The 26,236-nt window shown below is 65.1% G+C and carries 25 protein-coding genes; 10 read left to right on the forward strand and 15 right to left on the reverse strand.

The window, feature by feature from the left end:
- On the forward strand, window positions 1-116 hold a 116-nt coding region (locus Q8K99_06040), incomplete at its 5' end, for a hypothetical protein (protein ID MDP2182110.1).
- A gap of 220 nt (window positions 117-336) precedes the next feature.
- On the opposite strand, the gene Q8K99_06045 is transcribed toward Q8K99_06040, so the two are convergent.
- The 3 genes from Q8K99_06045 to Q8K99_06055 all read right to left on the reverse strand — a co-directional run bounded on the left by Q8K99_06045 (window position 337) and on the right by Q8K99_06055 (window position 2,160).
- Window positions 337-807: a hypothetical protein gene (locus tag Q8K99_06045; protein MDP2182111.1), complete on the reverse strand. Its 471-nt coding sequence runs from the start codon at window positions 805-807 to the stop codon at window positions 337-339.
- Between the two features lie 130 nt (window positions 808-937).
- The gene (locus tag Q8K99_06050) at window positions 938-1,783 is read right to left on the reverse strand and encodes a DMT family transporter (protein MDP2182112.1); all 846 of its coding nucleotides are present in this window, start codon (window positions 1,781-1,783) and stop codon (window positions 938-940) included.
- Entirely contained in the window at window positions 1,780-2,160 is a 381-nt protein-coding gene (locus tag Q8K99_06055; GenBank protein MDP2182113.1) for an HsmA family protein, read from the reverse strand. Before Q8K99_06055 ends, Q8K99_06050 begins: the two co-directional genes overlap by 4 nt.
- Window positions 2,161-2,281: 121 nt before the next feature.
- Between Q8K99_06055 and Q8K99_06060 the strand changes: the two genes are divergently transcribed.
- Together Q8K99_06060 and Q8K99_06065 are read left to right on the forward strand one after the other, a co-directional pair.
- Entirely contained in the window at window positions 2,282-3,007 is a 726-nt protein-coding gene (locus tag Q8K99_06060; GenBank protein ID MDP2182114.1) for a polyprenol monophosphomannose synthase, read from the forward strand.
- The gene (locus Q8K99_06065; GenBank protein ID MDP2182115.1) at window positions 3,004-3,378 is read left to right on the forward strand and encodes an EamA family transporter; all 375 of its coding nucleotides are present in this window, start codon (window positions 3,004-3,006) and stop codon (window positions 3,376-3,378) included. The genes Q8K99_06060 and Q8K99_06065 overlap by 4 nt, the downstream gene beginning before the upstream one ends.
- Here Q8K99_06065 and Q8K99_06070 read toward each other — a convergent pair.
- From Q8K99_06070 to Q8K99_06090, 5 genes are all read right to left on the reverse strand, one after another.
- On the reverse strand, window positions 3,368-5,032 hold the full coding sequence (locus tag Q8K99_06070; GenBank protein MDP2182116.1) for a hypothetical protein: 1,665 nt from the start codon (window positions 5,030-5,032) through the stop codon (window positions 3,368-3,370). The genes Q8K99_06065 and Q8K99_06070 overlap by 11 nt on opposite strands.
- An 86-nt stretch (window positions 5,033-5,118) precedes the next feature.
- A complete protein-coding gene (locus tag Q8K99_06075; GenBank protein MDP2182117.1) occupies window positions 5,119-6,030 on the reverse strand; it encodes a glycerophosphodiester phosphodiesterase family protein in 912 nt (303 codons plus the stop codon).
- Between the two features lie 7 nt (window positions 6,031-6,037).
- A complete protein-coding gene (locus Q8K99_06080) occupies window positions 6,038-6,565 on the reverse strand; it encodes an L-2-amino-thiazoline-4-carboxylic acid hydrolase (GenBank protein MDP2182118.1) in 528 nt (175 codons plus the stop codon).
- Between the two features lie 98 nt (window positions 6,566-6,663).
- A complete protein-coding gene (locus Q8K99_06085) occupies window positions 6,664-8,136 on the reverse strand; it encodes a 4Fe-4S binding protein (GenBank protein ID MDP2182119.1) in 1,473 nt (490 codons plus the stop codon).
- 106 nt (window positions 8,137-8,242) lie between these two features.
- Window positions 8,243-8,767 (reverse strand): hypothetical protein, encoded by a 525-nt coding sequence (locus tag Q8K99_06090; protein MDP2182120.1) that lies wholly within the window; start codon window positions 8,765-8,767, stop codon window positions 8,243-8,245.
- A gap of 95 nt (window positions 8,768-8,862) precedes the next feature.
- Between Q8K99_06090 and Q8K99_06095 the strand changes: the two genes are divergently transcribed.
- Window positions 8,863-9,405, forward strand: a complete 543-nt coding sequence (locus Q8K99_06095; protein ID MDP2182121.1) for a hypothetical protein — start codon at window positions 8,863-8,865, stop codon at window positions 9,403-9,405.
- A gap of 6 nt (window positions 9,406-9,411) precedes the next feature.
- On the opposite strand, the gene Q8K99_06100 is transcribed toward Q8K99_06095, so the two are convergent.
- Window positions 9,412-13,011 (reverse strand): efflux RND transporter permease subunit, encoded by a 3,600-nt coding sequence (locus Q8K99_06100; GenBank protein ID MDP2182122.1) that lies wholly within the window; start codon window positions 13,009-13,011, stop codon window positions 9,412-9,414.
- Window positions 13,012-13,052: 41 nt separating this feature from the next.
- Window positions 13,053-13,529, reverse strand: coding sequence for a MarR family transcriptional regulator (locus tag Q8K99_06105; GenBank protein MDP2182123.1), 477 nt, complete (start codon window positions 13,527-13,529; stop codon window positions 13,053-13,055).
- 160 nt (window positions 13,530-13,689) lie between these two features.
- Here Q8K99_06105 and Q8K99_06110 point away from each other — a divergent pair, with 160 nt between their 5' ends.
- Window positions 13,690-14,358 (forward strand): TMEM165/GDT1 family protein, encoded by a 669-nt coding sequence (locus tag Q8K99_06110; GenBank protein MDP2182124.1) that lies wholly within the window; start codon window positions 13,690-13,692, stop codon window positions 14,356-14,358.
- A 54-nt stretch (window positions 14,359-14,412) separates the two neighbouring features.
- Here the strand turns inward: Q8K99_06110 and Q8K99_06115 are convergent, their stop codons facing one another.
- Together Q8K99_06115 and Q8K99_06120 are read right to left on the reverse strand one after the other, a co-directional pair.
- Complete coding sequence (locus Q8K99_06115; protein ID MDP2182125.1) at window positions 14,413-14,886, reverse strand: YaiI/YqxD family protein; 474 nt, start codon at window positions 14,884-14,886, stop codon at window positions 14,413-14,415.
- Window positions 14,887-14,895: 9 nt separating this feature from the next.
- Complete coding sequence (locus Q8K99_06120; protein ID MDP2182126.1) at window positions 14,896-16,119, reverse strand: M28 family peptidase; 1,224 nt, start codon at window positions 16,117-16,119, stop codon at window positions 14,896-14,898.
- Window positions 16,120-16,219: 100 nt separating this feature from the next.
- On the opposite strand from Q8K99_06120, the gene Q8K99_06125 reads away from it, so the two are divergent.
- The 3 genes from Q8K99_06125 to Q8K99_06135 are packed head-to-tail and all read left to right on the forward strand — an operon-like array spanning window position 16,220 to window position 19,097.
- Window positions 16,220-16,894 (forward strand): zinc ribbon domain-containing protein, encoded by a 675-nt coding sequence (locus tag Q8K99_06125; GenBank protein ID MDP2182127.1) that lies wholly within the window; start codon window positions 16,220-16,222, stop codon window positions 16,892-16,894.
- 9 nt (window positions 16,895-16,903) lie between these two features.
- A complete protein-coding gene (locus Q8K99_06130) occupies window positions 16,904-17,683 on the forward strand; it encodes a hypothetical protein (GenBank protein ID MDP2182128.1) in 780 nt (259 codons plus the stop codon).
- A gap of 16 nt (window positions 17,684-17,699) precedes the next feature.
- Window positions 17,700-19,097 carry an ATP-binding protein gene (locus tag Q8K99_06135; GenBank protein ID MDP2182129.1) on the forward strand — a complete coding sequence of 466 codons (1,398 nt, stop codon included), beginning with the start codon at window positions 17,700-17,702 and terminating at the stop codon, window positions 19,095-19,097.
- 11 nt (window positions 19,098-19,108) lie between these two features.
- Here Q8K99_06135 and Q8K99_06140 read toward each other — a convergent pair whose 3' ends face one another.
- Entirely contained in the window at window positions 19,109-21,217 is a 2,109-nt protein-coding gene (locus tag Q8K99_06140) for a cell wall-binding repeat-containing protein (protein MDP2182130.1), read from the reverse strand.
- Window positions 21,218-21,390: 173 nt separating this feature from the next.
- Here Q8K99_06140 and Q8K99_06145 point away from each other — a divergent pair, with 173 nt between their 5' ends.
- The gene (locus Q8K99_06145) at window positions 21,391-21,849 is read left to right on the forward strand and encodes a PaaI family thioesterase (protein MDP2182131.1); all 459 of its coding nucleotides are present in this window, start codon (window positions 21,391-21,393) and stop codon (window positions 21,847-21,849) included.
- A gap of 88 nt (window positions 21,850-21,937) precedes the next feature.
- Window positions 21,938-22,441 carry a hypothetical protein gene (locus Q8K99_06150; GenBank protein ID MDP2182132.1) on the forward strand — a complete coding sequence of 168 codons (504 nt, stop codon included), beginning with the start codon at window positions 21,938-21,940 and terminating at the stop codon, window positions 22,439-22,441.
- A gap of 34 nt (window positions 22,442-22,475) precedes the next feature.
- Here Q8K99_06150 and Q8K99_06155 read toward each other — a convergent pair whose 3' ends face one another.
- Both Q8K99_06155 and Q8K99_06160 read right to left on the reverse strand, forming a co-directional pair.
- The gene (locus Q8K99_06155; protein MDP2182133.1) at window positions 22,476-24,464 is read right to left on the reverse strand and encodes an ABC transporter ATP-binding protein; all 1,989 of its coding nucleotides are present in this window, start codon (window positions 24,462-24,464) and stop codon (window positions 22,476-22,478) included.
- Window positions 24,461-26,191 (reverse strand): ABC transporter ATP-binding protein, encoded by a 1,731-nt coding sequence (locus Q8K99_06160; GenBank protein MDP2182134.1) that lies wholly within the window; start codon window positions 26,189-26,191, stop codon window positions 24,461-24,463. The genes Q8K99_06155 and Q8K99_06160 overlap by 4 nt, the downstream gene beginning before the upstream one ends.
- Between the last annotated feature and the right edge of the window lie 45 nt (window positions 26,192-26,236).

The raw sequence follows: 26,236 nt of genomic DNA on the forward strand, positions 1-26,236 counted from the left end.
TCCGGCTCATACAGCAACGAGCCTACGGCTTCCACGACCCCTTCGCACTGATAGCGCTCGCCCAGCTCACGCTCTCCGGACTCTGCCCCCCGCTACCCGGAAGAGGTCGGGCGTGACCCACACATGTGTCACAAGATCCGAAAATACCTGGCTAGATGACCACGTGCGCGACGCACAACGTCCGGGTGAGGGTGGGCGCTTTGTCAGACCATACTGTTGCAGGCACGAAACCCCTCACTCCTTCTCGTCCTCCCCGTACGTAAGGATACCTCATTCTCGGGCGGCTAGACCTCACTGGCTGCAATCATCCGGCATGATTGGCCGCAATCACGCAGACTACGCCTCGCCCTCGCCGGAATGCGGGAGTAGGAGCTCTGTCGAAGTGTACGCCCGGTCACGAACGGCCCGGGACTTGCGCGGCTCCGGCGCGCGGTACAAGCGCATCAGACGCTTGCTCTCCGCTTCGATGCGGGTACGAATTCGTTCGCTCCGGCGCTCCCACGCATCGAGTCCCGGCCAGTGGATGACCGACCCGACGATCCCATGCCCGATCGCATCCTGAGCGCAGTGCAGCGCCACCCCAAGATGCGCCAGGCTGCGCTCGTCCACCGCGACCCGAAGGTACTCCTCGGCCAGACGACCAGCGCCCCACAGCACGAGGTGGAACCGCTTGTACCGCAGCTTGCGCCCGGGAAATGCGCGATCCACACGTCCGTTCCACAACGCCAGCTCATCGGCCTCGTGCCTGGAGAACCCCGCCTCGAGTGCCCACTGTCGCGTGAGCCGCTCGTGTGTCTGGATGTGCATGCATCTCTCCCTGGGATCCCAATGGGCCGGTCACAAGCGCGACCGTGATCGCGTTGCCGGTCGTCCGAGCGGGGGTCCGTACTCCTCGATATACCCAGCACCGTCACCGTAGGCAAGCGTCGCGGCCTTCCTACGGAAGCGCGGTGAGCCCGACTGCCACGAGAGCCAGCGCGATTCCGGCCCCCTGCAGCCCCCGAACGCGCTCCCCCAGGAAGACGCGCGCGAGCAACACGGTCGCGACCGGATACAGCGATCCGAGTACCGACGCGATCGCGAGCGGACCGATGCGTATCGCAGCGAGCATGGTGATGTTGGCCGACGTATCGAGCACTCCGGCGGCCAGAGTCGGAGCCAGCGCCGATCTGCCGACGATCGGTCCCGTCCGACGGGCAAGAGCGATCACGACCATGAGAGACACGCTCGCAACACGCGCTGAGACCAGCGGCCAGACCCCCGACTCCGTCCCGGTCATTGAGAACGCGACGAACGCGCCCGCGAAGCCCACTCCGGCCAGAAGCGCCCAACCGATCGAAGCAGGGCTCGTCGCGCGCTCGTCTTCCGCAGGATCTGATGCCACGCTCACGATGACTACCGCCACGAGCGCAAGCACGATACCCACCATCCCGGTCGGCCTCACCGTCGATCCGCGGACGAGGTCGTAGGTGGCGGGCAACGCTCCCGAAAGCGCCGCGGTGACGGGGGCTATGACGCTCATTCGCCCCATGGCGAGCGCGGCGTACAGGGCGGCCACGCCGAAACCACCGCAAATACCTGCGAGAGCACCCCACGTCAAGTCCGCCCGGGCGACAGCGACCGGCAGAGTGAACAGCAACACGAAGACGAGCAGAGCCAGACTGAGCGCATGCGATGTCGCGGTCACAGCCAACGCGGAGACGCGCCTGCTCGCAACTCCGCCAAGGAAGTCGGCACAGCCGAACAGCGCCGCGGTGGCGCTGGCAAGCAGGACGGTCGTCATCTGCCCGCGCTCATGCCCGCGAACATACCGCCAAGGTATGGCACGAGCCAGACGAGCCACACGACCATGCTGTACCGGTGGAAGCCCCCCCGCACCTCTTCAGTTCCCCGGCGCACGACCCACGATGCCCACACTGCATGAGCGAACATCAGCAGGAAGGCCGCAAGTCCCGTGAGCGTGTGGAAGTCCCATCTCCATCCGGGTAGCAGCAGCTCCATCGCGTAGGTGCCGGCGGCGTCGAAGACGAGCCCGAGCCAGAACGCAGCGAGGTGCCACGACTTGAGGTAGCGCTGGATGCGCTCGCTCCACACGCCCACCGTGTAGAAGACCAGCGCGAGGGTGATGAGGACTGTCGCGACGATGAGGTAGGCAGGCATGCGCCTATCGTAGCGAATCGCAGGCCGGGACACACGACGCGCCGCGAATCCTTGGGCCAACCCCTGACCCGCGCGCTATCATACGCGCAGTGCCCGATTCCAACGAGAGGCCCAACCCCAGATGCGCTGGGTCGTGATCGTTCCGACATACAACGAGCGTGACAACCTTCCGGTGCTGACCGACCGGCTACTCGCGCTTGATCCGCCGATCGACGTGCTCATCGTCGACGACGCTTCCCCCGACGGCACGGGTGAACTGGCCGAGGAGATCGCCACCACCTCACCACGCTTCCGGGTCATACACCGCACCGGCCAGCGTGGCTACGCGCGGGCCAGCTTGGAGGGTTTCCGGGCTGCCGTGGATGCCGACAACGACATCGTATGCACGATGGATGCGGACCTCTCGCACGACCCCGACGTCCTTCCCCGGCTGCTCGAACGAGCGCGAGACGGCTCGGATGTCGTGATCGGATCGCGCTACACCCCGGGCGGAGCACTCCGCGTCGAGTGGGGGCCCCTCCGGCGAGCGGTCAGCCGCTGGGGCAGCGGGTACGCACGCACCATGCTCGGTATCGCCACCCGCGACTGTACGAGCGGGTTTCGCTGTTACCGCCGAGAGGCCGCCCAGGTCGTCGCGTCGTCCACCATCGGCTCAGAGGGCTACAGCTTCCTGGTTGAAATCCTTGGCATACTCTCCGACAAGGGCTTCTCAGTGTCCGAGGTGCCCATCACGTACGTCGACCGGCGTGCGGGATCGTCCAAGATATCGCGCATGATCATTCTCGAGGCGCTTGCCCGAACCACACTGCTCGGCCTACGCCGGCTCGCAGGAAGGACCCAGCGATGAATCGCTCCATCCTAGTTCTCGTTGCAAGCGTCATGCTCGCCGTCGCCGGACAGACCGTGCTCAAGATGGGGATGTCCGATGTCGGCAGGCTCGGGAGCGCTGAGGTGAGAGACCTCGGCGCGACGATCGTGCGCGTCGCGGCCAACCCTAAGGTGGTCGGAGGTCTCGCGCTCTACTTCATCTCGGCGCTGCTCTATATGGTCGCGCTCTCGCGGGTCGACCTGTCAGCGGCCTACCCCTTCGCCGGGCTTTCGTACCTCGCCATCGCACTGATCTCCTGGCTCGTCCTTGGCGAACAGGTCCCTGTGATGCGGTGGGTCGGGACGCTCGTGATCACCTTTGGCGTTGGAATCGTCGCCTTCACGCTCTAGGCTTGATGGCGACCGGCTCCATCGCTCCGCCTGCCCACGCAACGAGAAGTACCGTGCCGAGGAGATAGAACGGCATCGTCTGCTGACCCCAGTAGCTGCTCGCTGCGCCGATCGTGAGGTAGAAGACGATCCAGAACGCAGCGTGCGCCGTCGCCGTCCAACGCGCGAGCGGCGAGTCCTTGAGAGCGAGCGCGAACCCGGCGGTGCCGGTGAACATGTAGAGCGCACCCGGAATCCGAAACGCGCCGTACGGCCACATCATGTAGGACGCAGGCGCGAGGAACTTGCCCGCGAACGTCTGCGCCCAACTCTGCTGGAGGCGGGCGATGAACGACGCGCTCACCATCGCCTCAGGGGCGATGAGCCGCGCGGCGTTCACGTAGTGGAGGGCATACGCGGCCGCGAACAGCGCGACGTAGCCTGCCAGTACCCCGACCGTGCGCCACCCACCGGCCAGCTCCTTGCGGCGCCACGCCGCGCCCGCAAGCAGGATCATCGGCCAGAAGACGAGCGTCTCGCGGAAGAGAGCGGCGAGCAGCGCGAATGCACCCGCCACAAGTAGGTTCTTCCGGAGCAGGAAACCGACGCTGGCGAGCAGCGCGAGTCCCGCCCAGTAGTCTGGGAAGAAGATGTTCTGCCACGACGCGAGCAGCTCAAGCATCGGAAGCAAGATGACCGGCCCGAGAATCGCAGCGCGCGGAGCCTGGCCAAGGAGACCCCAGTAGACCGCCGCCATCGCAGCGAGACTCGCAACGAGCGCGAGGTAGAAGACGCCGGTGGACCCGTTCGGAGCAGCCACTCGCCAGAGGTAGAAGGCGGCCGGCTCGCGGGCGAGTGTTGGCGTGTTGACCCATCCGTAGAACTTGCCGTCGCGCACCCAGTTGTTCTCCGCCACGCGGCTGTCGCCAGCCGCCGAATCGAGAAGCGCCTGATAGTACCCGCTACCACGCGTCATGAGCAGGTGCGTGTTCTGGTAGACCACGGCATCGTAGGCGTAGGTGCCGCTGACGGGTTCCTCGGCCAGGTAGGTGTGAAACGCTGGAGTCCCAACCGACAGTGTGTAGACGAGCAGGACGCCAAGGAGCGCAACCACGCCATGTCCGACGTACTGCTCGGTGCGAGGCATACCGGGAAGCGAGGCGAGGCCGAACCGCACGCCGAAGGCGACTGCCGCAGCGGCGATGACGCCCACGAGCAGGACGAGCGCGGTACCCGCGCCGGAGACGCCACCGGGATTCAGCGGGTTACTCGTGGCCAGGCCGTACAGGAAGTCCTGGTAGACGTATGAGACGAGCACGTCAGGATTCGCGTACTGCGGCATTGTGTTCGCAAGCCGTACGAACGCATCGACGCTTGTCGTGGCGAGCGCGAGAAGGACGCCGATCAGGCCGCCGGCTGCGCCGCACACTGCCGCCCAAACGGGTATGCGCACGATCAGCCCGGCCACTGCGCCGGCGACGATGGGCGCAAACAGAAGCGGCAGAGGCTTCGTGTAGCCAAAGACGATGTAGAAGGAGACTGTCGCGGCGAACGCAGCGAATGCGATCTCGCGCGTGGGCGCGGGGTCCAGCATGCGCATGGCCGTCGCGGAGCGCGTTGGGCGCGCGGGTGCGGAGCGGGAGCTGCGTGTGCGCGTCTTGGCGGAATTGCCCATCGTAGCGACCTTTCACGCGCGGCAGTGACCCGTGCGAGGAGAGTGTAGCAGAGGGGGCGGGCAGCAAGACACGGCAGGCAGGAGCGCTAGGGGCACATGGAATCCGAGTACAGGTGCGTGACGCCCCTGGCGCGTAGGACCCGTGCTTCGTTGGCGTCGTTGACGGTGTGGACCGCGCACCACAGACCGCGAGCACGGATGTCCCGAACGAACTCCGCCGTGGCCCTCTTCTTAGGAATCGTCACGAAGCGAATGTGTTCGCGTTCGCAGAAGTCCAAGGCGGCCTCGGGAGTCGTCCTGAGACGGTAGAAGGTGTAGACAACCTCGCGAAAGCCCTTGCTGCGCACGTAGTTGAGTTCCGACCCGTCGTAGATCTGGACGACAAACCGCTCGCGGAGCGCCTTGTCGGAGCCGAGCGCTTCGCTGATACCGTCGAGAGCACCCATCTGCTCATCGAGGTCCCGGGGCTTGATGTCGGTCATGATATAGATGTCGGGGTAACGGCGCATGAAGCCCAGTACGTCATCGAGGGCCAGCGGAGTGTACTCGCCGCGAATCCGCATCTTGCGGAAGTCCGCGAGCGTGGGGACTCCATCGGCCGGCGATTGCTGCCCGGGACTGGCGGACCGCTCCCAGTTGTGACGGGCAACCACATGTCCGTCCCGGGTGACCTCGAAGTCGACCTCGAATACGCGGTAGCCCGCTGCGTAGTTTTGTGCGAGAGCCTCGCGGCTGTTGGTCACGGGCACACCGTCGACGCCGCCCATGCCGTGAGCGATGAGGTCGTTGCGCTCGGCCCAACGGTACATCGGGTCTTCGGACTCTCGAAGCATGAAGGCAGCAACAGGCGGGTTGGGACCGGGCCGGTCGTTCGCCTGAATCCGGGCAGGCCCCCCTTCGACGGAGCCAAGGACCGCGATAGCAACTCCGGTCCAGACGGCGCCGAGCACTACGAGCACGGCGGTTGCGCCAAGGAAGCGTCGGACTGGAGCACTCACAACACGCTCACCTGGCACTCTCCGAGGACTGGCCGACCAGACGGAGTTCCAGCAAACACCGCGAGGACCCTGGGCAGCCTAGCCGGTCGAGGAAAGTCAACTCGAGCCCCGCACCCTCGAAGGTCCCCTCGTCGACGGCCGCAGCTATCTCGCATAGCGCGTCGATCTCCTCGGCAGGTAGGTCGAGAGAGCGCCAGGCGTCAACGAGCGGGCACGCGGTCATCCTGAGCACGACCACGCCTTCGCCACGCGACTCGACACCGGGTTCGAAGAGGGCGCCCTCCGACGCGGAGCCTTCGCAGAAGATCCTGCCAACAGTGTCGAGATCGCCGGCCTGGGCGGCCTCGAGGTACTTCGTGCCCCCCTCCCGACCGCGGCGACGAATCGCACGCTTCATGAGTTCGGCAGTGCGGGAGCCACCGATCTCCTCGGCGAACTCCTGGAAGATGTAGTGGTACATGAGCGCGCGGTTCTCGAAAGCGGCGCGAGTCTCGCGTCGGGCCTTCTCGAGCGCTTCGCGATCGGTGTCGTGCATGACGGGCCCCCTCCGGTAGGAAGACCAGCATACCGCTACGCGCCGCAACGGACACGAGCGTAGCGCACCACGCAGCAATCCGGGATTGCGGTGCGGGACTAGACCTGGTCAGAGTTCCTTGGGACGTGGGTCCCGATCGCCGCAGGTGCGATCGGGCAGGCGCCGGCGCACAGGTTGCATGCGATGCAGAGCTCGGGGTCGACAACCGGCACGCGCAGTAGAGATTCCCGGCGTGGCTGCCCCTTCATCGGGTCCTCGACGGAGACCAGCGCGCCACGTATCGGGCATGCGGCCAAGCACTGGAGACAGCGCTTGCCCCTCCCCCAGGCCCTACAGTTCGCACGATCGACATGCGCGATCACGTAGAGCCCGAGCAGCAGCTCCTCTTCGAAGGTGTGCGTGTGGATCGCGTCGGTCGGGCAGACGGTGGCGCACAGGTTGCAGCTCAGCGAGCAGTGCGCAGGGCGCTGGTCGAGCATGGGAGTCCATGGCCCCGCCACCGACGCGAACGAGAGGCTCGGGCGTAGCGCGCCGGTCGGGCATGCGGCGTAGCAGGCGCCGCATCGCACACACAGCTCCGCAAGTCGCCGCTCGTCGGTGGCCGGAGGCCGCACGATGCCGTCCTCGGATCCGAACGCCGGCGCCACCGCCGTTGCCAGCAGCGAGACGCCCGTCGCCCCGGCGACCAGTAGGGCGTCGCGACGATCGAGTTCGAGCGCCGACGATGCCGGGCGGATCGGACTGGTTCGGAACACGGCGGCCCCGGTCGGGCAGACGTCCACGCACTGCATGCAGACCGTGCACTCCGTGGCGGTGACGGCGTACTCCTCGGCGCGATTGACGGCGCCCGTCGGACACGCCACGGCACACCTGGCGCACGAGGTGCACGTCCCGGCATCGACGACGCGGCGCAGTCCGGGGAGCCTGGTGATCAGCGCCAGCAGCCCTCCCAACGGACACAGCATCCGGCACCATGTCCGGCGTCCAAGTGTGTTGAGTCCCAGCACCAGCGCAAGCGGGACGACGGACAGGACCGCAACGAGCATGCCGGCCGAGCCCGCGCGCACGGTCGCAATGCGCGTAGCGCGCCCAACCGCGTCACTGCCAAGGAGCGGCATCACGAACTCCTGCAGTGGCCGGGTCGCGATGGTCACCGGGTCGAGGATCATCGGTGAGAGAGTCCCGAACGCGGCAGCGCCGAGAACGACAGCGAGTGTGATGTAGGAGCCGAGTCTCCACCTGTCCGTGAGCCAACCCGGCTGCTTGCGCGAGGCGGGCACCGTGTCGAGGAGTGTTCCGACCGGGCATATCCAGCCGCACCATGCGCGGCCGAAGGCCACCGTCAGCACGACGGTCCCTATCGCCGCCGCCCCGAACGCAAGCAGGGTGCGCGACGCCAACATCGCGGCGAGTCCGATCAGTGGATCGAAACGCGGGAACACCGTCTCGGGAAGCCAGGGAATCATGCGCGAGAACCCGGCGACCGTGAGCACGACGAACACGACGAGCGCCGTCGCTTGAACAACGCGGCGCGCGCCAACCCATCGCGGTTTCTTGACCGGGTTGTTCATCGGGACTCCGGGGGGCGTCCGTGCCGCGGCTGGTTCCGTGGCAAGAGAGCGAAAGTACGCTCCAAAGGTATACCACCCCGGACGCATGCGAGGACAGTACAACGGGCTACTCGGAGACCCGCTCCCGTGCCTGACCAAGGAGTTCGGCCGCCCGCTCCCAGCATTCCCGGGTGACCGCGTCGGGGCTGAGGGTGCTAGAGCCTGAGTCCCCGAACTCGAGCCCGGGATGGGTCACGCGCCAGTGCACGGGATCGCCGAACGTCGTCGGCTCCCAAAGTCCGAGTTCATCGGCCTCCCATGCCTCGCGAGCGGCCAGGTGGTAGTCAAGAGCGCGGCCGATGAGCCGACGCACGTCGCTGTCTCCCCCGCTCTTGGGGTCGAACCGCTGGTACGCGTTGAGGCACGTGCGCACGGCATCGCCGTAATCTCGGAGCGAGCCTTCGGCGTCGAGCGTCCGCTGGATATCGCCCGCGTTCGCAACCAGTGCCTTGACCCCCGGTGACGGCACGGCAAGCCCGGTCTGGAACTGGTACGCGGTATACGCGATCGAGATGGCTAGAAGTGCGACAAGCGCGACCAGGTATCTGCGCCACGCGTTCTTCCGGGCATGAGGGGTCTGTCCGTGCAACAACGGCTGCCTCCGCAGATCGCGATGTGGGCGGGTGCTGTGTTCCTGATACCATTTGCGGGACATCGACCGCAACGCGACGAGGGGTGTGGCAGCGAATGAGCGACGATACACCGACCGAGAGGCGCGTGGCTCCGCAGCGCGCCGGAGAGCCGGAGATGCCGAACCGCTTCCCGATTCTGCCCACGCTGGTCTTCCTCGTCATCGGCCTGCTGCTTGGCTCATTCATACCGAGCCCATTCCGAAGCGCGAATCCGACGCCTCCAGAACAGACGGCGGACGTGCGGACACTCGAGGCCGTTGTGGACACTCTCAAGGAGCAGAACTGGACGTTGTCGCGACAGCGAGATGCCCTCCAGGACCGCGTGGACGCGGATGGCGCCGACGGAAAGACCACCGCTCCATCGCTTCCGGAAGGAACCCTCGGAGACGGGATCTACCGCGTGGGCGAAGACGTCGAGCCTGGCACCTACGACGGTACTGTCGTAGGTGAGTTCGGCTACTGGGCTCGTCTGCGGGCAACCGACGGCACTGTCGGGTCTATCATCGCGAACGGGCTGCCAACCGGCCCGTTCACCCTCACGATCAACCCTTCCGATGAGGCGATCGAGCTGCGCGGGGTCGAGATCACCCGGCGGTAGGCTCTCCTATGCAGTCGCGTCACCGCTGTCGAGGTGTCCGACGATGCGCTCCTTCAGCGCCTCCAGCAGGTCGTAGATCACGGGCACGACGATGAGGGTAAGAACCGTCGATGTCGTAAGCCCTCCGACCACAACGATCGCCAGCGACTGGGACATCAGCGCCCCGGACTTGAAGCCGCTGGCCATCGGAACGAGGGCGATGATGGTCGTCAGTGCTGTCATGAGGATCGGCCGCATGCGGTTCGCGCCTGCGTCAAGAAGCGCCTCGCGCCGCTCGAAACCTTCGGCCAGACGCTGATTCACCCGCTCGATGAACATGATCGCGTTCGTGGTCACGATTCCGATGAGCATGAGCGCGCCGATCATCGCAGGCATGTCGAGCGGAATACCGGCAATGAACAGGCCGATAAGACCGCCGATGACCGCCAGTGGCAGCGAGAACATGATGGCGAGCGGCGCGATAGCCTCGCCGAAAGTCAGCATCATCACGAGATAGACAGCTGCGATCGCGATGAGCATCGCCAACCCGAGCTGGGTGAAGCTCTCGCTCATCATCTGCGCGACGCCGCCGATCTCGACCTCAACGCCGGCAGGCATCTTCTGCGCGTCGATGACGGACTGGATGGCGTTGATCACAGAGCTCGTGTCGCGTGTCGTGATCGACCCGGTCACGGAAGCATACTGGCGCTGGTCATTCGTAAGGATCGACACCGGTGTCGATGTCTCTTCGACACGTGCGACGTCTCCGATACGGATCTCATCACCGAGGGGCGTTGCCAGCTTGCGGTTGGCGATGTCCTTGGCAGACGTCACACCGGAAAGCGCGGTCACATAGAGGATCTCTGCATCCTTGTCGCTGATCTGGGTGAAGCCGGCGCTCTGCTCGGCGACGTAGCCCCTGATCGTCATGGCGACCATGGCCGCGTTGAGGCCGTACTTCGCCGCCTTGGCCTGGTCGACCTCGGCCGTTATCTGGGGCCGGTTCTCTGCGAGGTTGCTCGCCACGTTCTCGAGCCCGTCGACGTCCTCAAGTTCAACCAGGAGCTTCTCCACTGCCGACTCGATGCCCTCCATGGGGCCCGTGACAACGATGTCCACCGAGTTGTCGGAGCCGCCGGACATGCTGACCTGGGACGTTGTGATCTTGCCGCCCTTGGCTTCGATCGGCGCGGCCGCGAATTGGATCTGGGTGAGCGCATCGTCCACATCACCGTCGTCGTCTAGCTTCACGAAGATGTGGCCGGTCTTGCCGTCGGTGACGCCACCCTGAGCCATGTTGAACCCGCTCGCGGTATCCACGGTGGCAGTCTGGAACTGAACGTCCTCCCGGTCCGCAATCTTGGCCTCCAAGACTCTGAGTGCCGCGTCCACGTCCGTTGCGGTGAATCCACCGGGGTACTCGACGTCAACGTTGATGTACTTCTCTGTGGCAGGCGGCATGAACCCCGTGCCGACGATCGGCACGAGAGCGAGCGAGCCGGCGAATAGCAGCGTCGCGGTCACGACGACCACGCCCGGGCGGTCGAGAGCCCAAACCAGCGCACGGTGGTAGGCGCGCGCCGTCCGCGTATCCTGCTCGTCACGGTGAGGAACCTTCGCATTCAGGAGCGACCATTTCGCGAGCAACGGCACGATCGTCAGCGACACGAGAAGCGAGGACAGCAGCGCGACAGCAACCGTGAGGGCAAACGGGGTGAAGATCTTGCCCACGATGCCGCTCACGAGAGTCATCGGCGCGAACACAGCGACGGTCGTCAGCGTCGAGGACGTGATGGCCGAGGAGACCTCGGCTGTGGCCTTCCTGATGAGGCTGACGCTCCTCTCCCCACCGGCTTGCATGTGGTTGAAGATGTTCTCGATAACCACGATCGAGTCGTCGACCACGCGACCGATGGCGACGGTGAGCCCTCCAAGCGTCATGACGTTCATCGTGACGCCGGCGACTTTCATGGCAAGCAGCGACAACACGATCGACAGCGGTATCGATATGGCCGAGATGAGCGTCGACCGGATGTTGCGCAAGAAGACGAGGATGACGATGAACGCGAAGAGCGCGCCGAGCAGCCCCTCCTGGACCATGTCGTCGATCGACTTGTCGATCATGACGGCACCGTCGTAGGTGTAGGTCACTTCGGCCCCTTCGGGCAGATCTGCGAGCCCGTCGTTCGCGGCCTGCTGGACCGCCTCGGACACGTCGATCGTGTTGGCGTCCTGGGTCTTGACGATGCTGATCAGTACGGCCGGCTGACCGTTGGCGCGCGAATGGACAGCGCCCTCCTCGGCCCCGTATGTCACCTTCGCGATATCTCCAAGGCGGACGAGCCCTATCTCCGGCTCGTCCATCTCCATGTCCATGTCGATCGAGGCGGAACCTCCGGACGGCGCCGTCATCGAGGGCATCTCGGCAGAGCCGGACGGCATCGCCGGCATCGCTGCGGCCCCCGCTGCGACGTTCTGCTGCAGCGCCACAATCTGCGCCGCGATGCTGGCCGCTGCCTGGTCGAGAGCCGGGATCACGGCCTCCAGCTGCGCTGCGCCCATCTGGGCCGCGATGTACTCGGGAGTCGTGGTGGCGCCTGCACTCTCGAGATCGCGCATCACGGACTGCGCCGAGGAGAGCTGTATCTTGGCCTGGAGCGACTGGGACTGGACGCTTTGCAGGGCACCGGTCAGACCTATCTGCATTCCCAGGCCCTGGCCCATCTCTCCCATACCGACGGCCATGTCGCCCATCCCGGCGCCCAGGTCGCCGACTGTACCGCCCAGTTGGCCCATCGCGCCGCCCATCTGCCCGACAGCGCTCCCGAGGGCCCCCATCCCTTCACCCATCGCGGCGAACGCGTCTGCGAACATGGCGTTGGCGTTGGGGTAGACCGCGACCTTGAAGTCCCTGATCGCGTCGACGCTCTCAAGGGTCCCGCTCACACGAACCGGCTGGTCAACCTTATCGATCTCAAGCGAACCTACCGGGAAGGAGAGGTTCGCGGCCTGCAGCTGCTGCACCACGTCCTGGGTCGTCAGTCCCTCCTCGTCAAGCGCCTTGGAGTCGAACACTATCTTGATGGTGTCCTCGGTCTCGTTCGAGACACTGACCTCACCGACGCCGTCCACCGCCTCGAGTACCGGCACCAACGTGTCCTGGACCGCGGCCTGAAGCTCCTCGGCGGAATCGCCACCTGTGACGGCGAAGCGCAAGATAGGCTGCGATCCCATGCTCACGCGGGAAGTCTCGGGCGCGATGACGTTTTCGGGAAGATCGACACCATCGAGGGCCTGCTGGATGTCGCTCTCGGCCTTCTCCATGTCCGCCGAGTAGCTGAACTCGGCGACCAGTACCGACACCGAGTCATTCGACATCGCGCTTGTGCTCTTGAGACCCTCGACACGCGAGATAGCCTGCTCCAGCGGGTCCGTCACCTTCTCATGGACGTCTGCCGGAGCGGCACCGGGGTACGGCGTGACGATCGCAACGATCGGAATCGTCACGTCGGGCATGGTCTCACGTTTGAGCTGACCGGCGTAGTAGAGACCGCCCGCGGTAGCAAGGATTGTGACGATCATGACGACGGCTGCGTTCTTCAGGCTGAATCGTGTCAGGCGGTCCATCGGGGTCCTCTCATATTTGCTCCGCCAAGGGAACTCGGCGGCTAAGTCTCGCTTCTGGCAATCGTCTCGGCCAAAGTATTGTGAATTCGCGAAAGTGTCCGCAAGTCCTCGATGGAAAGCGTTGAGGTGAATCGGCGCATGAGTGCTCTGTGATGCTCATCGGCCGTGGACAGCCGCTCCCGACCGGCGTCTGTCAGGGAGATGCGAACAGCTCTTTGGTCGGTCTCGTCGCGCTCTCGCGACGCATAGCCCGCCTGCTCGAGACCCTGGACGATTGCGGAGGCGGCCGGGTTCTTGACTCCCAGCATGTCGGCGATGTCCGACACCCGCATGTGTCCTTCGACGCCGAGGATGCGCAACACCATGTACTGGGGAGCCGGCACCCCGGCGCTCCGGAAGCACTCGGCTTGCCGGGACGCCATCAGGCGACCTAGGCGGTACATTGCAGCGTCGAGTTCGTCGAGGATGGCGTCGATCTCGTCGTCAGGGCGAATTGGTTCATGAGTTGAATTGTTCATCGCACGAACTATATGCGCGGCGCCGAAGCAGGTCAACACATCTGCGGCGCCTCTCATGCAGACCGGGGCGAAAAAGCCGGGGCTTTGACCACACTCCCCCGGACTTGCTAGCCTGTGCCGTGCCCAAAGCCGCGTCCGATGGGCAGACTCGGAGGACCGCGTGGCATACGTGTTTCTTGTTGCCCTCGTGCTGATCATGATCGGCGAACTCGCCGACAAGTCCCAGCTGCTCGCGCTCGTGCTGGCCACACGCTACAAGACGTGGCAGGTGCTGCTCGGGATCTTCGGTGCCACCCTCGTCGTGCACTTCTTCACGGCCCTCGTGGGCCAGTTCCTCGGCGGTGCGCTTCCGAATGCGCTGCTACCGTGGATCTCGGGTCTGTTGTTCGTCGGTTTCGGCATCTGGACATTGCGCGGCGACAACATCGAAGCGTCCGAAGCTGACCGAGGAGCCAAGCGGTTCGGGCCGGTGCTCGCCACAGCCGTCGCGTTCTTCTTCGCGGAGCTCGGCGACAAGACCCAGATCATGACGCTCACGATCGCCGCGGACCCGGGTTCCGCACTCCTCGTCTACCTCAAGGGTGCCGGACCGATGGTTCAGGGATGGCTCGGCGTGCTCGGCTCGGCAGACACGGCCGGGCCGATGGCCAGATTCTGGGCCGTCACGCTCGGTTCGACGGTCGGCATGGTGCTGGCGGACGCTGTCGCCATCCTCATCGGACGGGCGCTTGGGAAGAAGCTGCCCGAGCTGCTCATGCGGCGCGTGTCAGGCGCGATCTTCATCGCCTTCGGACTGCTGACGATCACGTCGGTATTCCTTGGCGGGTAGGCAGGACATCTTCACCATCGTGGTACTGCTAGACATGGCCCTTGTCGACCACGCTCAACGGGGTCCGCCGGTACGGCCTTCGTCCTCGCGTAGCAGCCTTCTGAGCGCGTCGACGAACCGCTCCCTGTCCTCTTCCTCGAATGGGGACGGTCCGCCCGTCCGACCACCAGCGCGCCGATGCTGCTGCTCCGCATGACGCACTGCGAGTTCCATGTCTATGGTCGCCGGTGAGAAGACCCTGCCGCGGTGACTGACCGCGCGTGCACCCCGTCCGAGCACCATCGCGGCGAGGCCGATATCCGCAGTCACGACGATGTCGTCCGGACTCAGTTCCTCGATGATCACGAAGTCGGCGGCATCTCGTCCCGCGCCAACCTGGATCGCCTCTACTCCAGGGCGATCCGTGTAGCGTCCGAGGTTCTGCGTCGTGTTGCCGACGAGTACCACCGGTGTCTTGTGCGAACGCGCAAGCGAGAGCGCGTCCCTCGTGACCGGACAGGCGTCGGCGTCGATGAAGAGCGTAGTCATGTAGCCAGTCTAGCTACGCGCAAGCGATGCCGCGATGCCGTCCACGATATCTCTCAGGAACCGCGAGATACCCGCGATCATGGCCGGGTCGGCAAGCTCGAGCGTATCGCGGTCGCTGTGAGCGTACGAGGCCATGAACCCGGCGATGTCGCTCGATGCAATGGCTATCGCCGGGCGACCGTACAGGCCAAGAATCGCGTGGTCGCTCTGGAACCATTGCGGGCCTTCGGCGAAGCCGTCGCGACCATCGAGTGCCGAGCGGACGATCTGCCCGATGCCCTCCGGCACCCCGTACATCGAGACATGTGTCCCCGTCCCCCGCTGACCCGCGTCGTCGATGTTCACGCCAAGGACGATCTCCTCCCACCGCCCGTCGTTCTCCGCCACCCACAGCATCTCTCCCGGGTTCGCGTAGTTGTCCTCGCCGTTGAACGGCACGAGTTCCACGGTCGGCCCGGTCGTGTAGTCCCCGAGGAGACGAGCCAAGCCAAGGAGCGCCGCAACCCCGCTCGCGTTGTCTATCGCACCGGGCGAGCCGGTGCGGCTGTCTATGTGCGCCGTGAGCACCACGCGCCCGAGCGCGTCACCCGCCTTCGTCGCCACCACATGTTCGCCTGTGGCCGCGACGCGTCCCGAATCGATACGCACAGAGACCTCCTTGCTGGCGAAGGCGAGAAGACGCTCTCCATCCACATCCTTCATATAGGCGTTTGGGATATCGAGGTCGCCGTCCTCGAACAGCGGGAAGGGGTACTGAGCGCCGACCATCTCCGGGTCGGCCCCGGTCGCGGCTATGATGGCCGCCGGGCCAAATGCATCCAGCGCACGGTAGACTCGCTTGTGGCTTTCTGGATTGTAGAAGGTGAAGTTGCGAGGCATGATCTGCGAGCGGGCAAGGTCCCCGCGAAGCAGGACGACGCGTCCCCTCACGGACTCGCTCTCAAGATCCTCGACAGATACCGCCGACACGAGCTCTGCGTCCACTTCGCACGGCAGCGAATATGGCCCGGCGAACACCTGGAACCGCTCGCCTTCGCACTCGATCCACGCCTCGCCATACTCCCAGTCGACGCACTCGAATTCCGTCCGCGATACCTCGAGCCCGCAGCGCTCCATCTCCTTCGCGAAGAACTCCGTGGCTTCCAGGTTCCCCGGTCCACCCACGCGACGATCCGGATGCTCCGTGAGCACCTGCATGCTGTGCTCGACTGCTCTAGCCAGCCCGTCGTCCATGCTCGCCACCCAATCCTAGGCATCATCGGCCAGTATTGTACTCTCCGCCTCCGACACGACCGCTGGGAATCTATGACTATAATGGGCCAAGGGGGTCACCATGCCCGATACTCCAAACGAGCCGCGCTTCTGCACGCAATGTGGCTCACAGCTGGCGTCTGACGCGCGCTTCTGCGCGTCGTGCGGCGCGCCGGTTGCTGCACCGTCGGCGCCGGCAACGACCGGCCCCGACGGCCCCGCTCCCGCCCCTGCCCCCACCCGCTCGAGGGTGCGTCGCTTCTGGCGGGTGGCGCTGCCTGTCTGGCTCGCGCTCACCGTCCTTGGCTTCGCAGGATCGTTCGCCTACGGGTGGTTCACGGCGGAGCCCGCCGCGCCGGAGCCCTCACCCGATCAGCAGGAGGTCCTCGGCCGACTCGGTGAGCCCGAGGCATTCTGGCTGACCGACGGCCCGGGCACACCGGGCGAAAGCGACCTCGTGCGAATAGAGGAGTGGTTCTACCCGACTGAAGGCGCGATCGTCACGTTCTTCGACGGTGCGAAGACCCAGGAGTACGGCGTGACCTTCTCTGTGGAATACGCTCCACCGTCCGTGCGTCCAACCGAACTCGGCCGCTGGATGACCCAGGCGGACGTGGAGTCTCTCCTTGGCGAGACCGGTACGCCGGCGGATGCGCCGTCTGCGGGCTACCCCGACTACGAGGCGTTCACCTACCCCGAGAGCCGGCTGGCGATCGGCTATTCCGGCGGGCAGCTGTTGTCCGCCCAGACCTACTAGGAGCGCACGATGTTCGGACTGCTCATGACCGCTGTCGCCACCATGCTGCTGGCGCTGTCCCTCGTGGGAGTAGTCGCCGGCGGCATCAAGTCGGGCGGGGCCATGAGCCGCTACTCGAGTGGCATCCGACAAACCGCCGAGGACTTCCAGAACGTCGATCTCGACCGGGTGCAGCGCGACCAGCGAACCGCGCCGCTGGAAGCCGCTACGGGACTTGCCGAAGCCGCGCTGTCCGCGCAGACGATCGGCTCGCCAGACGTCGCCAAGAACCCGGTCGGCCTCGGCTTCACCGATGGAATGAGCCTTGGTCAGCTGGCCGTCGGCTATGCCGAGGAGAGCGCGAGCGGCTCCTCGGGCGCGAGCGGCGCGACGGACGACGGCGATGCGCCCTCGGCAGGTGAGAGCGGCGGAGGCAGTGGGGCCGGCAGCCAGACCGGCTCCTCGGGAGGCGGCGGGACTCCGGTCGAGCAGGCGGCGCCGACGACCTACGTGGCCTGGTACGCCGACAACATCGGGTTCAAGCCGATCTGGATCACGTCGATCGAGGTCTTTCGCGAGGACAGCCCGGCGAGCTCCTGGCCAGGCGGGGGGCTCGACCCGAACGTGCCGCTGAAGAAGGTCGCGCTCACGGGCGCCTACGCAACGGGCGGCGAAGCACTCGACGCGATCGGGGGGATGCTCTCCAACAGACGCATGGGCGGCGGCATCTACGCCGGCATGCCGCTTGCCGACATCGGTGGCGAAGCGCACAACATGGAGAACGTGGACTGGAAGCGCGTCTGGGAGTAGCCGCCAAGGAGAGCGCGTGCTCATAGCCTTCATCAGCCTTATGCAGAACGTTGCGCTGCTCGTCATGCTGAGCCTCGTACAGCAGTTCGTGCTCGGACGCATCCGGTTCTCGCCGACCGTTCGCTCGTCCATCTCCGGAGTGCTCTACGGCGGCGTCGCCATCGCGGGAATGGCGTCTCCTCTCGTTCTGGCCCCCGGGGTCTTCTTCGACGGCCGCTCCATCGTGCTCAGCATCGCCGGACTCTTTGGCGGCCCGCTCGCGGCCGTCTTCGCCGCCGCCACTGCGAGCCTGTTCCGCATATACCTTGGTGGGTCCGGCACGCTCATGGGAGTACTGGTCATCTCGGAAGCGAGCGCACTCGGCGTCGCGATGCACTACCTCGCGGCACGCAAACCGCTTCTGATGAAACCGCTTCCCCTCTGGGTCTTCGCGATGGTCGTCCACCTCTTGATGCTCGGTCTCACGAGCGCCCTGCCACAGGGTATGGCGCCAGAGGTGCTCCGGCAGATCGCCCTGCCGGTTATCACCATCTATCCCCTCGCCACCGTTCTCATCTGCCAACTCTTTCTCGCACTGGAGCAGTACTTCGACAGGTCTGTAGAGATCCGCAAGCGCAACATCACGCTCGAACAGCTCGTCCAGGAGCGCACACACGACCTGACGGCGGCGAACGAGGAGCTGCTGATCGCCAACTCACGGCTGTCCGAGGCGGACGAAGCCAAGACGCGATTCCTCCGGGCGATGAGCCACGAGTTGCGCACCCCCCTCAACTCGATCATCGGCTTCAGCGACATCCTCAGGCGTGGCATGGCCGGCGAGCTCAACGACGAGCAGCTCAAGCAGATCTCGATGGTGAACAACTCGGGACATCACCTGCTCGAGCTCATCAACGATATCCTCGACCTTTCGCGTATCGAAGCGAACAAGGTCGAGCTGCACTACGAGCGGTTCGGAATCGAAGGCCTCGCTCGCGAAGCCCTCGGGCTCGTGGCTCCCGAAGCCGAGGAGAAGGGGCTGTCGACCGGTCTCGAGATGGCGTCCGATGATCTCGAAGTCGCGTCTGACCCGACCAAGGTCCGCCAGATCCTGCTCAATCTCCTTGGCAATGCGGTGAAATTCACCGAGCAGGGCAGCGTGACCCTGCGTGTTCACCAACCGGCCCCCGACCTCGCTGCCTTCGAGGTAGCGGACACCGGTCCCGGCATCACGGCAGAGCGAGTCGAGGCCATCTTCGGGGAGTTCGTGCAAGGAGACGAGGGTACGGTGTCGCCCCTTCGCGGCACCGGCCTGGGGCTCGCGATCTCCCGTCGGCTGGCGGTTCTCCTTGGCGGGACGCTCTGCGTTGATAGCACGGTCGGAGAGGGGTCGACGTTCACCCTCACGCTTCCTGTGGAGGCGCCGGGCAGCGCGTGAGCGAGCGGAGCCTACTGCTCGGGCAGAGCGCTTCGCACAGCATTCTCGACCGGTGACACAACCCTCGTCTCCCCGCCAAATAGCCACACCTCAGCATCGGCGCCCACACCCGCGAGGTACGCGCCCGTCTCAGCAGGAAGCTGCGCGCGCCTTGTGAGGAGGAGTACGCCCCGGCGGGCGCCGGCCCCTGCACCGCCCACGAGCGCGTCAGGGTAGTCGAGCCCGGACGCAACTCCCACGAACCCGGGGCCGGCGAGATCGGCTGCCCGCGCCCACCGTGCGAAGGCGACTGCAGCCGCATACCGGTCGCGTCCGGCGATGCGTGTCACACTCGCATAGCGGCCCGAATCGCGCAGCGACCGCTCGATGCCGGCGGACACCGAAGCCGTGCCGCCGCAGATGACGACTTCATCGATGGCGGACGGGCGAAGCGCCACCGCCGTGGCGGAGGGTAGCGCCTCGGGTCGCGTGAGCAGCACCGGTATCCCCGCGCAGTACGCGACCGGCGACACCGACAGCGCATCGGGGAAGATGTCGCCGCGCACGAGCAGCGCGCGCCCATCGAAGGCGCCCCCACGCATTGTGGCGACCTTCGACGCGACGGACGCAGCCACGTCGTAGCGGTCGCGACCGCCGATGCGACTGACACGCACACCGGGTAGGGCGTCGAGTTCACGCGCAACAGCCTCGGATACGGAACGGGGACCCCCAACGATCCAAACCTCCCTTGCGCCGAGTCGCCTGACCTCGCGCGAGACGCTCGCCGGCACCGACGCTGGCCGGGTGAGGAGCACGGGGCCTTCATACGCGCCAGCCAGACTGCTCGCGGACAGCGCATCGGCGAAACCCGTTCCGCTGGCGATCACAACGGTGTCCGATCGCTCGAAGCCGAGCTGGCTCGTTCGCACCGCCGCCTCGTAGCGATCCGGGCCAGCCACGCGAAGCACCTGCGTACGAAGGCGCATCAGCGCCTCGGCGAAGTAGTAGTCACCCCACGAGGTCCCGTGGTCGGCAGAGCCGGTCCGCCCGTAGTAGGTCCCGTGCAGCAGCGTCGAAGGCTCGACCGCCCTGTCGGCCAAGTAGTCCGCCGAGGAGAGACTTTCGAGCGTGTCGCGCGCGAGGGTGAGGTAGTCCGCACGGCGACCGGCGTCCGGATCGAGTCGCCCTAGCTCGACGAATGCGGAGGCGGCGATGGCGGCGGCTGAGCTGTCCCGTGGAGCGTCGGGAATCCCTGGCACATCGAAGTCCCAGTAGGGCACGAGGTCAGCAGGTACGTGGGCGGCCCAGTAGTCTGTCGCACGATGTGCCGCGTCAAGCAATCGGGGGTCGCCCGTCTCGCGGTACGCCGCGGCAAGCCCATAGATCAGCCACGCGTGCCCGCGCGACCACGTCGATTCGTCGAACGCTCCTTGGCTTGTGCCCTTGTCGATCACAGACCCGGTCGTCTCGGAGTAGGAGACGTAGTGGTAGCTGCTTCCGTCGGGCCGGATGAAGTCGGCGGCAGTGCGCAGCGCGTGGCTTGTGGCCTTGTCGCGCAGGCGCGGGTCTCCCCCGTTGCTGGCCGCCCAGAACAGCAGCTCGATGTTCATCATCGTGTCGGTGATGACGACGAACCTGCCGTCGACCGTGCGACTCCGAACCATTCCCACATCGGGATCGAACCGCTGGGAGAGCGATCCAGCTCCGATGAGGGCCGTGTCGCGGTAGGCCGCCTCCCCGGTCAGCCGGTAACCGAGCCGGAAGGTGTTGAGCATCAGGAAGCCAAGGTCGTGCGTTCCGGTATCGGTCTTGTAGGGCTCGATGGACTTCTGCCGCGAGCGCGCCCAATCACGCCACCGAGACTCCCCCGTGCGCTGGTACTGATACCACAGGCTTCCGGGCAGGAAGCTCGAACCCCAACTCCGGGGGTTCACCGTCTTCCATGTCGGACCCGTCGTGTAGAACGGGAACTGGCCCACGGACGTGGCCGCCTGCGTCGACGAGAGCTTGGAGGCCGCGATGTCGCGTGCGTGCTCCATCGCGGGCGACAACGTATCGGCGACGGCGGCTGCAGGGGTGCTCGCAGCGATCAGCGCGGCAGCTAGGAGGTGTATGGCGGCACGAGGGTAGGCTGATCGCACGACGGGACTCCTGGGGAGAGAGGTCTGGGACACTCGTATCGTACGCGGCACGCGCGCTCGCGAACAGGAGACCCGCGACTCGACGGCGTCAGGGGGCGTATCATGTCGGCGGACGCCGACCGAGAGGACCCCGCGTGGACCGCCCCGTCACAGGAGCCCAGAACATCAGCCGCATGTGCATGGTGTGCGGCGCCGAAAACCCATCTGGCCTGCACGCCCGCTTCTACGAGCTCGAGGGAGGCGAGCTCCTTGGCATCTTCGAACCTGCCGAGGAGCACCAGGGCTACCCGGGGCGACTGCACGGAGGCATCTCCTCGGCGATTCTGGACGAGACGATCGGGCGCGCGATCAACACGAGCGACCCTGACGCGTGGGGCGTCACCGTCGAGCTGAACGTGCGATTCCGCAAGCCGGTCCCGCTCGGCGGGGAGCTGCGAGTACTGGGCCGCATCACGAAGGATTCCGGGCGACTCTTCGAAGGCAGCGGGGAGATCGTGCTCGATGACGGCAGCATCGCGGTCGAGGCCTCGGGGCGCTACATGCGAATGCCCATCGAACGCATCGCAGACGGCGATTTCGCCGAGGAATGGTTCGTCGACGACAGGGCGAGGCCCGACACCATCGACATCTAGCGGGCGCCCGCCATCGGCCCACCAATGCGTGAGACCACGTCCGCTGCGGGGTAAGCAGTCGATGAGACCCCGCGACCCGGGAGGAACCATGAACGCAAATGTGAACGAACCCATGGAAGAGACAGACGAAACCGAAGGACATGTGCACAACACACTCGCACCGAGCGTCGTCTCGGAACGCGATGTAGAGGTGACCGCGAGTTTCGCGGGCATTGTCAACGCACAAGGGGGGGCAACGCTCAATCAGAGCGGTGCATGCACGATCTTTGCGCAGGGCAACGTCGACGCGAACCAGGCGGGTGCCGCGGCAATCGTGACAAGAACGCTTTCCGGTGAGGGCGTGTACGCCGGGGCCATCGTCGCCGGTGATGTGTCCGTAGGCAAGAGTTGGGTCGGACTCGTTCTCTCGCCCAACATGCAGGTGTCCGAAGACTCTCGCGTCATCATCGGCCCGGTCGCGGCGCTGATTATCGCACTCGCCATATTCGGGGTATTCGGCGTTGTCGCAGCTCTCGGCTTCTTCGCTGCCCGCAGGGCGATGACATGGCGACCGCGCGTGCCCGCCGTTTCCTGGCACCGAATGGGCGAGTGAGGCAACAAACCCGCGCACGCTCCACATCAACGCGCTACGACGCCTCGTCGTAGGCTTCCACGAACTGGCTGTTGTACAGGTCGCAGTAGAATCCCTCGGCCGCCATGAGTTCGTCGTGGCTACCCTGCTCGATGATGTGTCCCTCGTTCATCACGATGATCGTGTCCGCGTTGCGAATCGTCGAGAGTCGATGCGCGATCACGAAGCTCGTGCGTCCCTTCATGAGCTTGGCCATCGCGTCCTGGATCAGAACCTCGGTGCGCGTGTCGACCGAGCTTGTCGCCTCGTCGAGGATGAGCACCTCGGGATCGGCGAGAAACGCACGTGCAATGGTGAGTAGCTGCCTCTCACCCTGCGAGATGTTGGATGCTTCATCGTCGAGCACCGTGTCGTACCCGTCGGGTAGGGTGTGCACGAAGTGCTCGACATAGGCGGCCTGCGCCGCAGTGCATATCTGGTCCTCGGTGGCGTCCTCACGCCCGTAGGCGATGTTCTCGCGGATCGTGCCCTGGAACAGCCACGTGTCCTGCAGCACCATGCCGAACGTGCGACGTAGGTCCTCACGGGCGACGTCTCTGATATCGACACCGTCGATCGAGATCCGGCCCTCGTCGATCTCGTAGAAGCGCATCAGGAGATTCACGAGCGTCGTCTTGCCGGCACCCGTTGGGCCGACGATGGCCACCGTGCTGCCCGGCTTCGCGTCGAGACTCAACTCCTCGATGAGCGGAGTCTCGGGCTCGTAGCGGAACGACACGTCGTCGAGCGTGATGTGGCCGCTGACGTGGTCGAGCCTCACCGGCGTCTCGGACTCAGGTGTCTCCTCGGCCTCGTCGAGCAACTCGAAGACCCGCTCGGCAGAAGCGATGGTGGACTGCAGTACGTTCGCGATGCTTGCCGTCTGCGCGATGGGCTGGGTGAACTGACGAGAGTACTGGATGAACGCCTGCACATCGCCGAGCGAGATCGTCCCGCGCGTGATACCGAGGCCGCCAACGATGGCGATCGCCACATAGTTCAGGTTGTTGATGAAGTTCATCGACGGCATGATGATGCCCGAGATGAATTGCGCCTTGAAGCTGGCCTGGTAGAGCTTCTCATTCTCCTCGTCGAAGATCTCGATCGCTTCTTCCTGCCGACCGAACACCTTCACGATGCCGTGTCCTGTGAACATCTCCTCCACATGGCCGTTGAGGGTGCCCGTGGACGCCCACTGTGCGGCGAACTGCTTCTGGGAACGCTTCGCGATCATGACCGTGGCAACGATCGACAGAGGGATGGTTACCAGAGATATCAGGGCGAGCAGGGGGCTTATCCAGATCATCATGCCAAGGACGCCGACGATGGTCAGCACGGCTGTGATGATCTGGGTCAAACTCTGTTGAAGGGTCTGCGCGATGTTGTCGATGTCGTTCGTGACCCGTGAGAGCACATCGCCCCGTGGTTGGCTGTCGTAGTAGCGCAGGGGGAGGCGCGCCAACTTCAGGTCGACCTGACGCCGAAGCTGGTAGACACTGCGCATCGCCACGCCCGCCATCAGGTACTGCTGGAGCCACGCGAGCAGAGCGCTGAGCGCATACACGATCGCCACGATCGTGAGAATCCTTCGGACTTCGGAGAAGTCGACGCCGGCACCCGGCGTGATGTCCATCTTCGCGAGCATGTCGGCGACCTCGGTCTTGCCGGCGGCCTTGAGGCCCGCAACCGCCTGGTCCTTGGTCACGCCCTCCGGGAACTGCTTGCCGATTGCGCCTTCAAACACCAGCTGGGTAGCGTTGCCGAGGAGCTTCGGCCCAACGATGCTGAACGCAACGCTCGCGATACCCAGCACAAGCACGATGATCAGAATGACGGCCTCGGGCTTGAGATAGCTGGCGAGACGCTTGAGTGATGCTTTGAAGTTCCTCGGCTTGGCCGCCGGGGCGCCCATGCCCATGTGGCCCCCGGGACCGAATCCTCGACCGCCAGGTGGTCGACCAGGAGGAGCGGTCTTGGTGTCCACATTCTTGGTGTCCGCGCTCATGCCACCTCCTCCTCGCTGAGTTGTGAGTAGACGATCTCGCGGTAGGTCTCGCAGGAGTCCATCAGTTCCCGGTGTGTGCCAACACCTGCGATCTCGCCTCGGTCCATGACGATGATGCGCGTCGCATCCATGATCGTGCTGACGCGCTGCGCGACGATGAGGACAGTCGCCTCGGCGATCTCGTGCTTGAGTGCCGCACGCAGCCGCGAATCCGTCTTGAAGTCGAGCGCAGAGAAGCTGTCGTCGAAGACGTACACCTCGGGCCTCTTCACCAGAGCGCGCGCAATCGCAAGCCGCTGACGTTGGCCGCCGGAAACGTTCGTGCCGCCTTGCGTGATCGGCGCTTCGAGTCCCTCCGGCATCTCCGTGACGAACTGCGTGCCCTGGGCAACCTTGAGCGCGTGCCACAACTCGTCCTCGGTCGCGTCTTCCTTGCCGTAGCGCAGGTTGCTGGCAACCGTGCCACTGAATAGGAACGCTCTCTGGTGCACGAAGCCGACCTTGCTCCACAGCCGAGCGAGTGTCAGATCGCGGACGTCGACCCCGTCGATCAGGATCGTGCCGCCGGTGACATCGTAGAAGCGCGGAATGAGGTTGATCAGCGTCGACTTGCCACTACCCGTACTACCGATGATCGCCGTGGTCTCACCCGGACTCGCCGTGAACGACACGTTGCTGATGACCGCGTCCTGGGCGCCGGGATAGCGGAACTCAACGTTCCGGAACTCTATGAGCCCGCGCTGTGCGGTCTCCTTGGCAGGTGTCTCGGGGTCGTTTACGGACGGCTCGGTGTCGAGGACTTCCTTGATGCGCTCGAGCGAGGCTGCAGCCCGGGGCACCATCACGAACATGATGACGGCCATCATGACCGACATGAGGATCTGCATGATGTACATCAGAAACGCGGTGAGGTTGCCGATCGGCATCGCGCCGCTGTCGACGCGGTAGGCGCCGAACCAGATGATCGCCACGCTTGAGAAGTTGAAGATCGCCATGAGCGACGGGATCATGAGCGCGAACAGACGCGTGACCTTGAGCTGCGTGTCGGTCAGGTCTAGGTTGGCTTCGTCGAATCGGTGCTCTTCGTAGTCGGTGCGCACGAACGCCCGGATGACGCGCACGCCCGAGAGCTTCTCGCGCATGACGAGGTTCACGCGGTCGACCTTCTTCTGCATTGACTGGAACAGCGGCAGCGCCGTGCGCAGCATGAGTCCGATGATGACGCCCATGAGCGGGATGATCACCGCGAGCATCGTCGACAGCGCAATGTCTTGGCGCACGGCCATGATGATCCCGCCGATGGCCATGATAGGAGCGAGGATCATGACATTCAGCGCCATCACGATGACCATCTGGACCTGCTGCACATCGTTGGTGTTTCGCGTGATCAGCGACGGCGCACCGAAATGGTTGAGCTCGGACTGCGAGAATTCCTCGACGCGACGGAACAGTGCGCTTCGAAGGTCGCGGCCAAATGCCATGGCTGTCTTCGCGCCCCAGTAGACCGAGACGACCGAGCCGGCCCCCAGCAAGGCCGTCACGAGGATCATCACTCCACCGGTGCGCCAGATGTAGGGGATGTCGCCCTTGACCACGCCGTTGTTGATGATCTCGGCGTTGAGCTCCGGCAGGTATAGGTTCGCGATGGCCTGCGCGAACAGCAAGACGATCACGATCGCGATCGCTTTGCGATATGGCCGAAGATATGTCACAAGCAGTCGTATCACGTTCGGTACCTTTCTTCTCTCGTGTCTCGAGCCGTCCGGGACGTG

The organism is Actinomycetota bacterium (assembly GCA_030682655.1).
Classification (GTDB): domain Bacteria; phylum Actinomycetota; class Coriobacteriia; order Anaerosomatales; family JAUXNU01; genus JAUXNU01.

Bases quoted from the DNA above. Each gene is read 5' to 3' on its own strand.
- Q8K99_06085 (MDP2182119.1), bottom strand. From the start codon at position 8,136: ATGAACAACCCGGTCAAGAAACCGCGATGGGTTGGCGCGCGCCGCGTT.
- Q8K99_06120 (MDP2182126.1), bottom strand. From the start codon at position 16,119: ATGGACGACGGGCTGGCTAGAGCAGTCGAGCACAGCATGCAGGTGCTC.
- Q8K99_06105 (MDP2182123.1), bottom strand. From the start codon at position 13,529: ATGAACAATTCAACTCATGAACCAATTCGCCCTGACGACGAGATCGAC.
- Q8K99_06115 (MDP2182125.1), bottom strand. From the start codon at position 14,886: ATGACTACGCTCTTCATCGACGCCGACGCCTGTCCGGTCACGAGGGAC.
- Q8K99_06060 (MDP2182114.1), top strand. From the start codon at position 2,282: ATGCGCTGGGTCGTGATCGTTCCGACATACAACGAGCGTGACAACCTT.
- Q8K99_06070 (MDP2182116.1), bottom strand. From the start codon at position 5,032: ATGGGCAATTCCGCCAAGACGCGCACACGCAGCTCCCGCTCCGCACCC.
- Q8K99_06055 (MDP2182113.1), bottom strand. From the start codon at position 2,160: ATGCCTGCCTACCTCATCGTCGCGACAGTCCTCATCACCCTCGCGCTG.
- Q8K99_06155 (MDP2182133.1), bottom strand. From the start codon at position 24,464: ATGAGCGCGGACACCAAGAATGTGGACACCAAGACCGCTCCTCCTGGT.
- Q8K99_06100 (MDP2182122.1), bottom strand. From the start codon at position 13,011: ATGGACCGCCTGACACGATTCAGCCTGAAGAACGCAGCCGTCGTCATG.
- Q8K99_06130 (MDP2182128.1), top strand. From the start codon at position 16,904: ATGTTCGGACTGCTCATGACCGCTGTCGCCACCATGCTGCTGGCGCTG.
- Q8K99_06065 (MDP2182115.1), top strand. From the start codon at position 3,004: ATGAATCGCTCCATCCTAGTTCTCGTTGCAAGCGTCATGCTCGCCGTC.
- Q8K99_06080 (MDP2182118.1), bottom strand. From the start codon at position 6,565: ATGCACGACACCGATCGCGAAGCGCTCGAGAAGGCCCGACGCGAGACT.
- Q8K99_06095 (MDP2182121.1), top strand. From the start codon at position 8,863: ATGAGCGACGATACACCGACCGAGAGGCGCGTGGCTCCGCAGCGCGCC.
- Q8K99_06150 (MDP2182132.1), top strand. From the start codon at position 21,938: ATGAACGCAAATGTGAACGAACCCATGGAAGAGACAGACGAAACCGAA.
- Q8K99_06125 (MDP2182127.1), top strand. From the start codon at position 16,220: ATGCCCGATACTCCAAACGAGCCGCGCTTCTGCACGCAATGTGGCTCA.
- Q8K99_06045 (MDP2182111.1), bottom strand. From the start codon at position 807: ATGCACATCCAGACACACGAGCGGCTCACGCGACAGTGGGCACTCGAG.
- Q8K99_06050 (MDP2182112.1), bottom strand. From the start codon at position 1,783: ATGACGACCGTCCTGCTTGCCAGCGCCACCGCGGCGCTGTTCGGCTGT.
- Q8K99_06145 (MDP2182131.1), top strand. From the start codon at position 21,391: ATGTGCATGGTGTGCGGCGCCGAAAACCCATCTGGCCTGCACGCCCGC.